General features: G+C 69.6%; 14 protein-coding genes. 1 reads left to right on the top strand and 13 read right to left on the bottom strand.

Annotation, left to right across the window (positions count from 1 at the left end; translation table 11 throughout):
• Positions 1–4 precede the first annotated feature (4 nt).
• From pufL to ACFHNC_RS02540, 9 genes are all read right to left on the bottom strand, one after another.
• The gene (gene pufL, locus ACFHNC_RS02580; RefSeq protein ID WP_437167640.1) at positions 5–832 is read right to left on the bottom strand and encodes a photosynthetic reaction center subunit L; all 828 of its coding nucleotides are present in this window, start codon (positions 830–832) and stop codon (positions 5–7) included.
• Positions 833–960: 128 nt separating this feature from the next.
• Positions 961–1146, bottom strand: coding sequence for a light-harvesting antenna LH1, alpha subunit (pufA, locus tag ACFHNC_RS02575; protein WP_437167639.1), 186 nt, complete (start codon positions 1144–1146; stop codon positions 961–963).
• Positions 1147–1182: 36 nt separating this feature from the next.
• Positions 1183–1377 carry a hypothetical protein gene (locus tag ACFHNC_RS02570; protein ID WP_437167638.1) on the bottom strand — a complete coding sequence of 65 codons (195 nt, stop codon included), beginning with the start codon at positions 1375–1377 and terminating at the stop codon, positions 1183–1185.
• Positions 1378–1501: 124 nt separating this feature from the next.
• Entirely contained in the window at positions 1502–2962 is a 1461-nt protein-coding gene (bchZ, locus tag ACFHNC_RS02565) for a chlorophyllide a reductase subunit Z (protein ID WP_437167637.1), read from the bottom strand.
• A 1-nt stretch (position 2963) separates the two neighbouring features.
• Complete coding sequence (gene bchY, locus ACFHNC_RS02560) at positions 2964–4445, bottom strand: chlorophyllide a reductase subunit Y (protein ID WP_437167636.1); 1482 nt, start codon at positions 4443–4445, stop codon at positions 2964–2966.
• 4 nt (positions 4446–4449) lie between these two features.
• Positions 4450–5469 (bottom strand): chlorophyllide a reductase iron protein subunit X, encoded by a 1020-nt coding sequence (locus ACFHNC_RS02555; protein ID WP_437167635.1) that lies wholly within the window; start codon positions 5467–5469, stop codon positions 4450–4452.
• Positions 5466–6395, bottom strand: coding sequence for a chlorophyll synthesis pathway protein BchC (bchC, locus tag ACFHNC_RS02550; protein ID WP_437167634.1), 930 nt, complete (start codon positions 6393–6395; stop codon positions 5466–5468). The genes ACFHNC_RS02555 and bchC overlap by 4 nt, the downstream gene beginning before the upstream one ends.
• A gap of 79 nt (positions 6396–6474) precedes the next feature.
• Positions 6475–7617 (bottom strand): methyltransferase, encoded by a 1143-nt coding sequence (locus ACFHNC_RS02545; protein WP_437167633.1) that lies wholly within the window; start codon positions 7615–7617, stop codon positions 6475–6477.
• 8 nt (positions 7618–7625) lie between these two features.
• Positions 7626–8498, bottom strand: a complete 873-nt coding sequence (locus ACFHNC_RS02540) for a polyprenyl synthetase family protein (protein ID WP_437167632.1) — start codon at positions 8496–8498, stop codon at positions 7626–7628.
• Positions 8499–8718: 220 nt separating this feature from the next.
• Between ACFHNC_RS02540 and ACFHNC_RS02535 the strand changes: the two genes are divergently transcribed.
• Positions 8719–9516, top strand: a complete 798-nt coding sequence (locus tag ACFHNC_RS02535; RefSeq protein WP_437167631.1) for a DUF2189 domain-containing protein — start codon at positions 8719–8721, stop codon at positions 9514–9516.
• Between the two features lie 3 nt (positions 9517–9519).
• Here ACFHNC_RS02535 and ACFHNC_RS02530 read toward each other — a convergent pair whose 3' ends face one another.
• From ACFHNC_RS02530 to bchI, 4 genes are read right to left on the bottom strand one after another with little or no spacing between them, the layout of a single operon-like run.
• Positions 9520–10548 carry a phytoene/squalene synthase family protein gene (locus ACFHNC_RS02530; RefSeq protein WP_437167630.1) on the bottom strand — a complete coding sequence of 343 codons (1029 nt, stop codon included), beginning with the start codon at positions 10546–10548 and terminating at the stop codon, positions 9520–9522.
• A complete protein-coding gene (gene bchO, locus ACFHNC_RS02525; protein ID WP_437167629.1) occupies positions 10545–11438 on the bottom strand; it encodes an alpha/beta fold hydrolase BchO in 894 nt (297 codons plus the stop codon). The genes ACFHNC_RS02530 and bchO overlap by 4 nt, the downstream gene beginning before the upstream one ends.
• Positions 11438–13171, bottom strand: coding sequence for a magnesium chelatase subunit D (locus ACFHNC_RS02520; protein ID WP_437167628.1), 1734 nt, complete (start codon positions 13169–13171; stop codon positions 11438–11440). Before ACFHNC_RS02520 ends, bchO begins: the two co-directional genes overlap by 1 nt.
• Entirely contained in the window at positions 13168–14208 is a 1041-nt protein-coding gene (bchI, locus tag ACFHNC_RS02515) for a magnesium chelatase ATPase subunit I (RefSeq protein WP_437167627.1), read from the bottom strand. Before bchI ends, ACFHNC_RS02520 begins: the two co-directional genes overlap by 4 nt.
• Positions 14209–14223 lie beyond the last annotated feature (15 nt).

Genomic DNA, 14223 nt, shown 5'->3' with positions numbered 1-14223 from the left:
CCCGTCACTTGTTCCAGATCGGCAGGTTGAGCCACCAGCCCCACCATTCCGGCCAGCCCTGGGTCCAGAACGGCCCGCTGATGACGATGCAAACCGCGCTCCAGAAACCCGCCGACAGCGCCAGGAACAGCCCGAGGCGATGGATGCCGAGCGTGCCGATCGAATAGCCGATCAGGTCGCGGAAATAGGTGTTCTCGTGTTCCGCCGTCTTCACCACTTCGCCCTTGGCCGGGTTCAGCGCGGACAGCACCAGGCCACCATGCATCGACAGCGCCAGTGTGGTGGTGAAGAAGAACGTCACCGCCAGCATGTGCGCCGGGTTGTAGTGGAAATGCAGGTGCTGATAGCCGACGTTGGAGACCCAATCGAGGTGGCTGAAGATGCCGTAGGGGAAGCCGTGCCCCCAGGCGCCCATCAGCACGGGGCGGATCACCACCAGCGTGATGTAGGCAAAGACCGCAACGCTGTAGGCAATGGGGATGTGATAGCCCATGCCGAGCTTGCGGGAGATTTCGGCCTGGCGAAGTGTCCACGACACGAAGGCGCCGATCGCGCACACCGTGATGGCCTGCCAGAGACCGCCCTCGGCCATCGGTGCCAGGCGCAGACCGTAGCTGAGGTCCGGCGGCGCGATGTTGATGAGCCAGGGGTTGAAGGTGCCGCCCATCGCCGCGCCCATCAGGATCAGGCCAACACCCAAAAAGGTGAAGAAGGCCGTGGTGATCCCAAAGAACCCGATCCAGAACGGGCCTATCCAGAAATCGAACAGGTCGCCGCCCACCAGGGTGCCCCCGCGGACGCGATATTTCCGCTCGAAAGTCATTATCGCCATCGCATGACGCTCCCTTATGGGCGGGGCCTAGTGCCCGCCTGCCTGTGTCGTCGTCCCGGGCAGCGGACGAGGGCCGCTGTATTGGCCTCGCCCGCTGCCGCGGAGCGACACCGGCGCCTTCGCTCTGCTTAGCGCAGAGCTCCGACCGGTTGCCCCGGCGTGAAGGTCGCAGGCGTCGCGCACCAGCCCCAATGGTCGCAGTATCGGGGGGATGCGAGCACGACGACGTGCAGCAACCCCGACACGGCGACCACGCCGACCATCGCCAGGAACAGCGAGCGGCGCGGGTCAACTACCATCCAGATCTTATGCATAGCTTCTATCTCCTATCTCTCGACGAACCACGCGCCTCAGAAGAAGCGCCAGTCCGGCGGGACGATCTGGTTGCCGTAAACCAGCGGGCGCCACAGCCACACCAGGATATGCGCGCCCATCGAAGCGAACACGGAGAACGCCCAACCCTGGATCAGCAGAGAGTGGATCTCGCGTGCCTCGCCCTCGGTCAGGCCGGTCTTTGAGCTTTCGGCCATGATGATGACCTCCATTTTGCCTTTCGGCCGCCACCGCGCTGATCCCGCGCGGCTGGGATGGAAACGGCGGGAAACCGCCAAGGCCGAACCGCGAACCGCACTTGGCGGCAGGCAGGAACGGAAGGATGCAGGGGCCGCATCATGCGACGCCCTCTGCAACGGGGTGCGCGACCACGTCGCCCAGCGTGTGCCGGACGCGTTCGCGGACAATTCGTGGCTCACCGGCCTCGCGCGCTGCGCGCTCCACCGCTTCACGCAGCCGCTTGGCGGCCGAGATGCGGAGCAGGAAAGGCTCGGTCTCCACATGCGCGTCGAGCAGCGCGACCGCATCATCGTCCCAGGGCTCCGCAGCCCGCGCCGGCGTGGGATCCACGCGGTCGAGGTCGGTGCCAAGCGGCAGGATGTGGAACAGCGCGTCGAACAGCGCGTTGCAGTATTCCTGCACGATGTAGGTCGCGCCGGCATAGCCCATGAAGGGCGTGCCGGTGGCGCGTCGGATGATCGCACCCGGGAAGCTGGCAGGGATGTACATGGCGCGGGACTTCAGCTCCGCCGCATACATGCGTTCATTGTAGCTGCCGAACAGCACCAACGGCGGCGTCTTCTTCATCGCCTCCCGCACCGCCGCGTTGTCCGGTTTCTCGCCGGCCATGCGGCTGAAGGCGAAGGCGCAGGGCACGCCCATTTCCTCGCCGAGGAAGCGTTGCAGGCCGCGCGTGTAGGTACCCGTCGCGACAACCGCGAAGCTGGCGCTCGCAAAAAAGTCCTGCGTGACGCTGCGCCACAGATCCCAGATCGGCTTGATCGTGGTGTGCTTTTCCCGCTCGATGAACGGCTCGGGGTCGAGCCCCGTCATCTCGCCTAGCTTGCGGAGGAAGTTGGTTGTGGCGAACAGGCCCATCGGCGCGCGCAGCCAGGGGCGTTCCAGTTCCTCGCACAGCTTCTGGCCGAATTCGCGATACATGCAGATGTTCACATCCGCATCCGGCAGCTTAGCGATGTCCTCGACATGGCTGCCCAGCGGGAACACCAGGTTCACTTCGCAGCCGATGCCCTCCACCAGGCGGCGGATCTCGGCCAGGTCGGACGGCATGTTGAAGGTACCGTAGATCGGGCCGATGATGTTGACGCGCGGCGTAGTGCCGAGCTTCGGGTTACGCGCGCGCATCTTGCGGCCGCGGGCGCCGAATTCCGTCCACAGCCACATGATGGCGCGATCGGCGGCCTGCCACTGGTCTTCATCGATGGTGCGGCAGATGAAGCGCTGCAGGTTGCTGCCCTGCGGCGTTACGCCACCACCGATCATCTCGGCGATGGAACCGGTGACGACCACAGCCGGCAATTCGCGATCCTGCGTGCCGGCAGCACGGCGCATGGAATCCTCAGTGCCGTTCTTCGACAGGCTGTCCTCGTCGAGGCCGGTGACGACCACCGGCAGCTCATGCGGCGGCAGCGCATCTGTGTAGTGCAGCACGGCGGTGACGGGCAGGTTTTCGCAGCCCACCGGGCCGTCGATCACCACGCGCAATCCGCGCACGGCGGAGAAGGCGTAGATCGCACCCCAATAGCCACCGGCCCTGTCGTGATCGAGGACGAGCATATCAGGTGCCCACCGATTCTTCGGCTTTCGCCTTGGCGGCCTGGATCTTGCGCTGACGCTCCCGGAAGCCCGGCGGATCGACCGGCTTGTCTCGAAAACCGTAGCCCGCGCCATCTGGCGTGCCGACGCCCTCGAAGAAGCTGACCATGCGGCTGAAGCGCTCGCGCCCCTTGGTCTGCGCGGCCACGATGCTCGCCATGGAGCCTGCGCCGGCGGCGCCGAACAGCGGCCGGGCGGAAATCATGTTGGTGAAGTACAGCGCGGGGATGCCGAGCTCCTTCGCCTTCTGCACCAGCGGCGTGGTGCCGAGCGCAAGGTCGGGCTTCACCTCCCGCATCGCCGCCATGTCCTGCTCCAGGCTGGCGCGGAACTGCACATGCGTGCCGCGTGCTTCCAGCCATTCACGGTCGGCGTCGGACCATTCGGTGCGCGGGCAGGCGGTGCCGACATAGGGCACTTCCGCACCGGCTTCCGCCAACAACCGCGCCACCAGCAATTCGGAGCCTTCGTAGCCGGAGACGGTGATGCGCGCGTTGATCGGCGCCGCCTCCAGCGCGGCCTTGATGGCCGGCAGCGCCCGCGCCTTCGCGGCATCGAGCTGCGCGGCGCTGGCGCCGGTGGCACGCGCGATCGCTTCCAGCCAGGCGGCCGTGCCGTCGTGCCCGACGGGGCCGGAGCCCACCACGGGCCGCCCGGCGGCGCGGAATTCGCGGATGCTTGCGGTGTAGAAGGGATGCACCGCGGCGGCCACTTCGCAATCCAGCGCGGCGTACAGGTCGCGCCATTCTCGCGCCGGCGTCTGCGGGGCGACGGCCAGGCCCATCGGGGCGAGCATGGCCCCGACGCCCATCGGGTCCGCCGGGAACAGCTCGCCGATCAGCGCCACGGTCCGCGCGCCATCCACCATCTGCCGCGGCCTTGCCACGGGGCCGGACTCGGCCTCGCCGCGGGCATAGCGCAGCATGGCGCCGGCCAGCACATCCTTGGCTTCCGCATGCGTCGGTACGCCGAAGCCGGGCACGTCGATACCGATGATCCGCACGCCGTTGATCTGCTTCGGCAGCAGGTCGAGCGGTACGCCGGAGGCGGTGGGTACGCAGAGATTGATGATGACGACCGTGTCGTAGTCTTCCGGCTTTGCGGTCTCCGTCACCGCGTCGCGGATATCCTCGAACAGTTTTCCCGTAACAAGCGTCTCGGAGTTGAAGGGCACGTAGCCAACCGTCCGCCGTGCGCCATAGAAGTGGCTTGTAAATGTCAGGCCATAAACGCAGCAGGCGCTGCCCGACAAAATCGTCGCCGTGCGCCGCATCCGCAGCCCAACCCGCAGCGACCCGAAGGCGGGGCACATGCTCTGCGGCTGGTCATGCGGACCGCGCGGGTAGTTCTTGGTCAGCTCGTCCATCACAAGAGACTTGCCGGCGGCGCGCGCGGCGGCCTCCAACGTCTCACGGCCTCCGTGGCAGCCTGCTGTCTCGGTCATGGTATCAGGCGCCCTCATAGACGACTTCGAGGGACGGCTTGTTCAGCACCTCGGCGCCGCACATGTCTTCCATCGTCGCCGGGTCCAGCACCACGCCACGGCCGACCGCATCGCCCTTGAACAGGTTCAGCAGGTTTTCATGCGTCAGCGGATAGGGCCGAACGGGCGGGGCGCCGGCGACCTGCAAGGCGAGTTCCTCGAACACGCTGGCCCACTGGCCACCGGGGATGCCGACGATCTCGTAGTTCGCGGACTTGCGGCGGATGTCGTCATCGGCCGGGATCGCAGCCAGCACCGGAATGCCGACTTCCTTGGCGAAGGCAGCCGCCTCGCCCGTGCCATCATCCTTGTTAATGACCATGCCGGCCACGCCGACATTGCCGCCGAGCTTCTTGAAGTATTCGACCGCGCTGCAGACGTTGTTCGCGACATACAGCGATTGCAGGTCGTTGGACCCGACCACGATCACCTTCTGACACATGTCCCGCGCGATCGGCAGGCCGAAGCCGCCGCAGACCACGTCGCCCAGGAAGTCGAGCAGCACGTAGTCGAAGTCCCACTGATGGAAGCCCAGCTTCTCCAGCAGCTCGAAGCCGTGGATGATGCCGCGCCCGCCGCAGCCGCGGCCAACTTCCGGGCCGCCGAGTTCCATGGCGAAGACGCCGTCGCGCTTGAAGCAGACATCGCCGATCTTCACCGCCTCACCGGCCGCCTTCTTCTTCGAAGACGTCTCGATAATCGTCGGCACGGAACGGCCGCCGAACAGCAGGCTGGTCGTGTCGGATTTCGGATCACAGCCGATCAGCAGCACGCGCTTGCCCTGCTGCGCCATCATGTAGCTCAGGTTGGCCAGCGTGAAGGACTTGCCGATGCCGCCCTTGCCGTAGATGGCAATGATCTGCGTTTCCTTCTTCACGGGGCCCGTCGCCACCGCATCCGGCTCCTGCTCCGCTTCCGCCCGCAGCGCATCCGCCATGCTCTGCTGTGCGGACGACGTGGGCTGCGAACCAGTCTGTGCGGTCATGAGCATGCTCTCCAATCGAGGATCATCTTGAGGCACGCGGGATCGTTGAAGGCGGTGCGGTAGGCATCCGGCGCGGCCGCGGCGTCACGCCGATGCGTGATCAGGCCTGCGAAGGACAGACGCCCGGCATCGAGCAAGGCACGCACCGCAACCAGATCAGGCTCGCGCCATTCCGCGGCGACGCGGAACCGCGCCTCCCGCATGAAGGCCGGGGGAAAGGAAAAGCTGAGCGGCGCGCTGTAGAAGCCGGCCAGCACGATCTCGCCGCCGGGTGCCAGGCGCTGCACCAAGGTGTCCAGCAGCGCACTGTCGCCACTGACATCGCAGATGCTGCGGTAGTCACGCCGCGTATCATTCTCGGGCGCCACCACCTGGTAGCCGAGCGCACCATCGGCACGCGCCGGGTTGGTCTCCCACACCGTGGGCGTCCGGCCCGCGGCCACCACCAGCCGCGCCACCAGCCGACCGAGCACGCCATGGCCGATAATCAGCTCCGGTAACTCCGCCGCGATCGCATGCTGTGCGGTGGCGGCCAGCGCCATCAGCACACCATCCTCGCCCAGCGCCTCATCGATCGGCACGGCGCGGGCGCCGGGGACCACGAGACGCGAGGCTGCGCCACCGAACAGGCCGCGTACCGGGCCGAAGCACTTGGCGCCGGGAACGAAAACCCGCTCACCGACACGGCGGTTGGCTGTGGCACCGGCAGAGACCACGCGGCCCACCGATTCGTAGCCAGGCACCAGCGGATAGCCCATGCCCGGGAAGGGCGGCATCCGGCCGGACCACAGCAGGCGCTCGGTGCCGGTGCTGATCCCGCTCCATTCCACATCCACCACGATATCCGCATCGCCCGGGGGCGTGAGGTCGAGGCGGCTCAGAACGAGCTGCTCAGGCGCTTCCAGCAAGACTGCCACCGTGTCCACCTGGACGGTTGCTCCCTTTTCCTTGTGTGTCAGCCTACCCTGACAGTCGCACATGTCAAGACAAACTGACATGCGAGCGTCAGGTAATGCCGACATCAGCAACAAGCACCTGAGTCAGCAGTGGCGTCGGCGTCGGCAGGGCGCGGCTGCGGGCGAAACCGGCGGCGGTGAGCATGGCCTGCAGCTCCTCCGCCCGGCGCGGACGGCCGCGGCCCATGGCCAGCAGGTAGAAGCCGAAATACGCCTCTCCCATCGGTTCCGCGCCGCTGGTGCCGGCCATCGGCTCGGCGATCAGCAGGCGACCCTGGGGCGGCAGTGCGGTGCGGGCGGCGCGCAGCAGGTTCAGCACCACGGCATCGTCATGGTCGTGCAGCACACGGACGAAGCTGATGATATCGGCGCCCTGCGGCAGCGGATCGGCGCTGAAATCGCCGCCGAAAACCTGCGAACGATCCGCCAGGCCACGCGCGGCAAACCGCGCCGTGGCCCGGGCCGCCACCTGGGGCAGGTCGAACAGCATCAGCCGCAGATCGGGCGCGGCCGGCGCGACCTCCGTCAGGAAGGCTCCCTCCCCGCCGCCGACATCGAGCAGCGCGCTGTGGCGCCGGAAATCGTAGCTTGCCAGCACTTCCGCCGCGACCATGGGCTGGGAGGCCGCCATCAGCGCGGAGTAATCCGCAACGCGATCCGCCCCCAGCGCCTCGGGCGCCGCAGCGCCGGCATAGGCCCAGTAGTCGGAAAGCGCATTGCCGCCGCGGTCCCGCCGCAGCAGAGCCACCGGATCGGCCAAATCGGCGTAGAGCAGTGCGTGGTGCTCGACCATGGCGGCGATGCCGGGGTTGCCGATCATGGCCGCACCGAGCGGCCCCAGCACCCACATCCCGTCCTTGCGCCGGCGGGTCAGGTCCAGCGCGGCGGCGGCGGCCAGCAGGCGGCCCATGGCCTCCGGCGGCACGGCCAGGCGCAGCGCCAGCGCGGTTTCGCTGGCGGGCGCCTCGTGCAGAATTTCGAACAGCCGCAGCCGCACGCAGGCGGCCAGCACTTGCGAATAGACGAAGCCCGCGCAGAGATCGAATAATTGGCGCGCCCGCCGCCGCGCCACTGGCCGGGTCACCGGGAAGCGCGCGGCCCAGGCACGGAATTGCGGATTGGCCGTCACGCCTTCCCGCCAGGCGCGGAAGCGGTCCATCAGCCCAGGTGCCGGCATGGCAGGGGCCTGCATGGCGGGTTTCACGCCGCCTGGGCGGCCAGTTTCGCGGGCATCAGGCGCTTCGACTCGGCCAGGATCAGTCCGCGCAGCAGGGCCTGCCCCCGGCATTCCGGAATTGCCGCCACAGCCTGCTCGGACAGCGCCAGCAGCCGCGCCACCGCGCCGGAAAGGCCGAACTCCGCCACCGCGCTCGGCCGCCCCAGCGCCTTGTCGACGCCCACGGGCTTGCCGATCGTTGCCTCATCCTCCACCGCGTCGCGCAGATCGTCCGCCACCTGATAGGCCTCGCCCAACCGGTCGCCGAGCAGGCGCCAGGCTTCCGGCTCCGCATGGCCCGCGGCGGTGGCGCCGGCGACGGTGGCGGCGGCGAACAGGCTGCCGGTTTTCTGGCGCTGGTATTCGGAAAGATCGGCGCGCAGCTCGCATTCCCAAGCCTGGCCCGCGACGATGCCAAAGGGCACGCCGACGCCGTCGCCGACGATCAGCAGCAACGGACCCAGCCGTTCGGGCCCCGCCGGCGCGGCCCGCGCCAGGGTCTGGAAGGCCAGCACGATCAACGCATCCCCGGCCAGCACGGCCAGCGGCTCGCCGAAGGCACGGTGCACGCTGGGCTTGCCACGGCGGGTGGCGGCGTCGTCGAAGCAGGGCAGGTCGTCATGCACCAGGCTGGCGCAATGCAGCAGCTCGATCGCGGCGGCCGCGGCGGAGGACAGCGCCGGGCGGTCATCGCCGCAGGCCGCAGCCACCGCGAGCGTCAGCCGCGGGCGGATCCGCCCGCCCTTCGGAAACACCGCATGCCGCATGGCCGCCGCAAGCCGCGGTGGCGCGCCGGCCGCTTCGGCGCAGAGCACCGCATCCGCCAGGCTGGCTTCGATCCGCGACACGGTGTCCATTGGCAACCTCCCGAACGCGCCGGCTCGATGTAAGTCCAGCTTGTCAGTCGTGAGTGTCAGACTTTCTTGACACTCAAGTCAACCGTCATTCGGTCACGCGGGCTTGAGGCGCAGCCAGTCCTGTACGCCCCACTTGACAGTCGCGGGGTCCTTGTCGGCCGTCGCCGGCACCGGGCCGTCCGTGGAACCTGAATGGGGGAAGCGAACGATGGCTGAGGCTATGACCACCACACGAGATCTCGATCTTGCCCCACCGGCGCTGCGGCGCATCGGGCTGGGGGATCTGCGCACCGCGCTACGCCGGGGCTGGGCCGATTTCCTGGCGACCCCGACGCAGCTGATGTTCCTCTGTGTCCTCTATCCCCTCATCGGGCTGGTGGCGGCCTCCCTGGCGGCGGGGGGTGAGGTGATGCACCTGTTCTACCCGATGGCCGCCGGCTTCGCCCTGATCGGTCCGCTGGCCGCGCTCGGCCTGTACGAGATCAGCCGGCGGCGGGAGGCCGGGCAGCCGACCCACTGGACCGATGTGTTCGATGTGCTGCGTGCACCCGCCCTGCCCGCCATCAGCGGCCTCGGGCTGCTGCTGCTCGGGGTGTTCCTGGCCTGGCTGTGGGCGGCGGATACCATCCATGCAGCCACCCTCGGCACCCTGGCGCAGGACCCGCGATACAATGGCGGCGCGGTGGCGCTGCTGGAACAGGTGTTCGGCACGGCGGAGGGCCAGCGCATGCTGCTGCTCGGCCATGCCGTGGGCCTCGGCTTTGCGGCGCTGGTGCTGGCGCTGACCGTGGTGTCCTTTCCCATGCTGCTGGACCGGCCGCAGGCAGGTCTGGGCCAGGCCATCGGCACTTCGCTGCGCGCCGTCGCCATGAACCCGCTGGCCATGGCGGCCTGGGGGTTCATCGTGGCGGTGCTGCTGCTGCTGGGGTCACTGCCGCTGTTCATCGGGCTGGCGGTAGTGCTGCCGGTGCTCGGGCATGCGACTTGGCATCTGTACCGGATGGTGGTGGTGCGCTGAGCTTCAGCGCGCCATCGGGCCGAGCGTCGTAGCCTCCGCCAGCCGGTCGAACAAGGCGACGGCGCGGGCGATCCGCTCCGCCAGCCGGTCCGTGGCAAGCGGTGCCTGGGCGGCCACCGCCTCCACCAGGAAGCGCGTGGCCGGCAGCGGCGGCGCGGGACTGGCAGCGCGGCGGGCGGCGAAAGCCGTGGCACCGCGTGCCATCAGCAGTGCCTTGCGGCGGTTCGGCACCATGGCGCGCCGGCTGACCGAATCGCCGCCCTGGCGTTCCACGGCTCGACCAATCCCGGCATAGACATGCCGCGCGGCGCCAATGCCCGCGCGACAATCCCAGGGCAGCCGGCCGAAGCCATCCTCGGCCCGCGCATATAGCACATCCGCCGCATCCAGCAGCCGCTGCACCACGCGGCCGAGCGCCGGGGTGAAGACCGGGCGGGCGAGGAACCCCTCCGCCGAAATTCCCTCCTGCATCATCCAGTCGAGCGGCAGATAGAGCCGCCCATTGCGCGCATCCTCCCCCACATCGCGAGCGATGTTGGTGAATTGCATGGCCACGCCCAGGTCGCAGGCGCGTGCGAGCGCCGCGGCATCGCGCACGCCCATCAGCAGCGTCATCATCGCGCCCACTGTTGCGGCGACGCGCGCGGCGTAGGCTTCGAGCGCCGCGAGGTCGGCATAGCGGCGACCCTCGGCGTCCCAGGCAAAACCCTCCAGCAAGGCTGCGGGCAGCACCTGGGGAATGGCGAAATCCCGTGCCACTACGGCGAAAGCGCGATCCGCGGCATGCGGCTGCGGCCGCCCGGCATAGATCGCATCCAGCCGGCGCTGCAACGCCGGCAATGCGGCGGCGGGGTCCGGCGCCTCGTCGATCGCGTCATCGGCGACACGGCAGAAGGCATAGAGCGCCGCCGCCGGCTCCGCGATTCGCGCGGGCAGCAGCAGCGACGCAGCACGGAAGGATTTCGACCCGCTGGCGAGCATGGCGCGACAGGCGGCGCGATCCTCGGCGGCGAGACCCTGCAATCTGTTCATGCCGCCAGCGCCCCCGCGCATTCCTGCTGAATAAGAATGGCAACCTGCGCCGGCTGTTCTTCATGCGCCAGATGGCCAAGCCCCGGCAGCGTGACGATTCGCGCGGAGGGCAGACGTTTTCGCACCGCCTCCGCCTGCGCCGGCGGCACGGCGCGATCCTGCGCGCCCACCACCAGCACCAGGCGTGGCGCCAGCTTCGGCAGATCGCGCAGCAGCGGCACCAGGTCCCAATGCGCCATCATGCCGAGCGCTGCCGCCAGATGGCCCGAATGGCGGAACAGGCGGGCGTAGAGATCAACGCCGCGCGCCTCGATGCGGCTACCCGTGTCGCGCAGCAGGCGTTCCGCCACCGCACGATCCGCCGCGCGCCAGGCGAACAGGCTCGGCACGAAGGGCAAGCCCACCAGCATCCGTGCCGTGCGGGTGAAGAAGGCCGCGTGGCGGTCCCCCAGCGGCTGCAGCGCGCCGTTCAGACTGAGAATGCAATCCGGCGCGATGCGGCCATCCAGCGCCATGCGCAGTAATATCGCCGCCCCCGCCGAATGCCCCGCCGCCAGCACCGGCCGCAGCCCGAGCACGCCGAGCAGCGCAGCGACGGAGGCCGCCATGTGTGGCAGCGAGAGCCGCGCCGCGGGCACGCCATCCGAGAAGCCATGACCCGGCAGGTCCGGCGCCACCACGGTGAAGTCGCGCGCCAGCAGCGGCATCAGGTCGCGCCAGGAATGCGTGGCCGCGGCGGTGCCATGCAGCAGCAGCAGCACTGGCCGGTCGGGCGCCCTTTGGCCCATCACCTGCACATGCCAGCGCAGGCCGGCGGCGGTGACGAAGCGGCTGGCCTCGCGGTTCGGCCAGTCCCGGCCCTCGATGCTCCAGTTGGGGCGTTCGGCCATCACGCCACCTCCCGCGTCGTGGCCACCGCGGCGGACAGCTTTTGCGAGTCCACGCTGGGCAGCGCGAGGTAGCGCGCGCCCATTGCCTCCGCGAGTTGCTTGGCGAAGGGCTGCGGGCGCGATGCGGTGTCGACCAGCAGCGTTGCGATGCCCGCGGCGCGGCAGGGTATGGCAGCGGCCAGCGCATCGGCCTCCGCCCGTGGCCGGCCCGCCGTGCCGTCACGCGCGATGTTGGCGCGACCATCGGTCAGCAGCACCAGCAGCGGCGTACGGCCACGGCGACGGGCTTCCTCGGCCAGCGCCATCGCTGCATCGATGCCGGCGGCGAGCGGCGTGGCGCCGCCGCCCGGCAGCCCGGCAAGGCTGCGCTTGGCGCGCAGCAGCGAATTGGTCGGCGGCAGCAGCAGTTCCGCCGCACGCCCGCGGAAGGCGACCACGGCAACCCGGTCGCGCCGCACATAGCAATCGGCCAGCAGCAATTCCACCGCGCCCTTGGCTTCCGCCAGACGCGCGAGGGCGGCGGAGCCGGAGGCATCGACGGCGAAGATGGCGGTGGTTTCCGTGTGCTGCTGGAAACGCAGAAGACGGACATCATCCTGCTTCACCAGCACCAGCGGGCCGGGCCTGTCGCCACGTTCCCGCCGACGGATGCCCTGCCAGGGTGCGGCGGCGCGCAGCGTCTCCACCAGCGAAAGCCTGGCGCCAGCGCGCAGCGCGCCGGCTCGCGTGCCGATCGGGCGGCCACGCATCGCCGAGAGGCGGCGCTGGCCTTCCCGCCCCTGCGCGCCCGCCTGCCGCGCCGCATCCCGCGCACCGGCGCCGAGTGCCGCGAGAAGCCCGGCCGGCAGCGCCGCGCGCGTCGCCTCCAGCAGCATGTCCTGCAATTCCTGCGGGCCGGGCTGCGGTTCCGGCTGGTCGCTGTCCTGCGGGGCGTTCTCGGGCTCGGGCGACGGCTCCGCCTGCTCCGGCTCCGATTCGGGCAGGCGTGTCGCGCGCGGCCCGTAGACCAGCCGCACGGCCAGCGCGGCATCCGCCTCCGTCACCTCATCGTGCCCGGCCAGCGCCGCGGCCGCCCGTGCCGCCCGCAGCGCGAAAAGCGGCGCGCGGAGGGTGGCGATGCCGAATTGCATGGCGGCACCGCACAGCGCGGCCAGCAGCGCATCGGGCACCGCAACCTGATCCAGCCGCGCGCGGGCCGCGGCGATTTGGGGGGCGGCCCCCAGCGGCACCGACTGCGGCTCCAGCCGAAAGGCAAGGCGTTCCGCCAGTGCAGGCGGCAGCGTTTCCTCCGCCGTCAGACCTTCATCCAGTGCGATCAGCGCCAGGCGCGCAGGCAGGTTCAGGTCCAGCCCATCCCGTTGCACGGCGACCTGGCCGGCATCCAGCACCGCGGCCAGCTTCGCCGCGGTATTCGCCTCCAGCCGTTCCGCCATGGGGGCGACGACGATGCCGCCATCGGCCTCGGCCAGCACGCCGCGTTCCAGCACCGGTCGTCCGGCGGAAAGCGTGCCCGCGAGATCCAGCCCGCCGAGCAGTCGTGAATCGGGAATGCCGAGCGGCAGCCGCCGCCAGGGCGTGCCGGCGGGCAGCGCCGCGCGCAACCCGGCGAGCCATCCCTCCCGCGCCGGCCCCGGGCCGGCCCGCAGCACGGCGCCGCCGAGACCAACAGGATCGACGGCCAGCAGCAGCGCGGCCTGCGCGGCATCCGAAGCCGGTGCCGCCGCGTCACTCACGCGCCGAACAATTCAGTGACCGCACGATCCACGCGCGTGGTCGCCACCGCTTCATCCAGCGGGTTGCGGCGCAGGCGGTGGCGCAGGGCGGGGGCGGCGATGCGGCGCAGATGCGGCACGCCCACCACCTCATCACCCTCCAGCGCCGCCAGGGCGCGCGCCGTGCGGATCAGGGTGAGTTCGCCGCGCAGCCCATCCGTGCCCAACGCCATGCACAGCCGCGCCGCATTTTCGAGCGTCACGTCCGGCACGGCCACGGCCGGCAACAGGGCCCGCGCCGCCAGGATCTTTTCCCGCGTCGTCGCGGCCGCCTCCGCCCAGTTGGCAAGGAAGGTCACGCCATCGCGTTCGAAGGCGTCGCGCCGCTTGATGACCTCGACGCGCGTTGCGAGGTCGGTGGGCGTGCGGACATCGACGGACAGGCCGAACCGGTCCAGCAATTGCGGCCGCAGCTCCCCTTCCTCCGGATTGCCGCTGCCGACCAGCACGAAACGTGCCGGGTGGCGGATGCTGATGCCCTCCCGCTCCACGACATTCTCGCCGGAGGCCGCGACATCCAGCAGCAGATCGACCAGATGGTCTTCCAGCAGATTCACTTCGTCGATGTAGAGGAAGCCACGATGCGCGCGGGCCAGCAGCCCAGGCTCGAAGGCCTTCTCGCCCTGTGCCAGGGCGCGCTCGATATCCAGCGCGCCGGCCACGCGGTCTTCGGTCGCACCCAGCGGCAGATCGACCACCGGCACCGGCACAGTCGCCACGACCAGGTCGGTCGAGTCGCGGCACGCATCGCACAGCCCCTCCGGACGCGCCGGGTCGCAGGAAAAGCGGCAGCCGGCCACCGCCTGCATCGGCGGCAACAGCGCCGCCAAGGCGCGCACCGCGGTGGATTTGCCGGTACCCCGATCGCCAAACACCAGCACGCCGCCAATGGACGCGTCCACCGCTGCGATCAGCAGCGCCAGCTTCATCTCATCCTGGCCAACAATCGCATCAAACGGAAAGACCGGCCGTGGCGTCGTTGTCTTGCGGCTGGCCAAGGTGCTTGTTCCAAT

This window comes from Falsiroseomonas sp. E2-1-a4, assembly GCF_051433165.1.
GTDB lineage: Bacteria > Pseudomonadota > Alphaproteobacteria > Acetobacterales > Acetobacteraceae > Falsiroseomonas.
The sequence above is the reverse complement of the archived record's forward strand: the minus strand, read 5'-3'. Positions and strand labels throughout refer to the sequence as shown.

Excerpts from the sequence above, each read along its gene's own strand:
- ACFHNC_RS02555 (WP_437167635.1), bottom strand. The coding sequence starts at position 5,469 with ATGACCGCACAGACTGGTTCGCAGCCCACGTCGTCCGCACAGCAGAGC.
- ACFHNC_RS02540 (WP_437167632.1), bottom strand. The coding sequence starts at position 8,498 with ATGGACACCGTGTCGCGGATCGAAGCCAGCCTGGCGGATGCGGTGCTC.
- pufA (WP_437167639.1), bottom strand. The coding sequence starts at position 1,146 with ATGCATAAGATCTGGATGGTAGTTGACCCGCGCCGCTCGCTGTTCCTG.
- ACFHNC_RS02530 (WP_437167630.1), bottom strand. The coding sequence starts at position 10,548 with ATGAACAGATTGCAGGGTCTCGCCGCCGAGGATCGCGCCGCCTGTCGC.
- ACFHNC_RS02570 (WP_437167638.1), bottom strand. The coding sequence starts at position 1,377 with ATGGAGGTCATCATCATGGCCGAAAGCTCAAAGACCGGCCTGACCGAG.
- bchZ (WP_437167637.1), bottom strand. The coding sequence starts at position 2,962 with ATGCTCGTCCTCGATCACGACAGGGCCGGTGGCTATTGGGGTGCGATC.
- ACFHNC_RS02545 (WP_437167633.1), bottom strand. The coding sequence starts at position 7,617 with ATGCAGGCCCCTGCCATGCCGGCACCTGGGCTGATGGACCGCTTCCGC.
- ACFHNC_RS02535 (WP_437167631.1), top strand. The coding sequence starts at position 8,719 with ATGACCACCACACGAGATCTCGATCTTGCCCCACCGGCGCTGCGGCGC.
- pufL (WP_437167640.1), bottom strand. The coding sequence starts at position 832 with ATGGCGATAATGACTTTCGAGCGGAAATATCGCGTCCGCGGGGGCACC.
- bchY (WP_437167636.1), bottom strand. The coding sequence starts at position 4,445 with ATGACCGAGACAGCAGGCTGCCACGGAGGCCGTGAGACGTTGGAGGCC.
- bchO (WP_437167629.1), bottom strand. The coding sequence starts at position 11,438 with ATGGCCGAACGCCCCAACTGGAGCATCGAGGGCCGGGACTGGCCGAAC.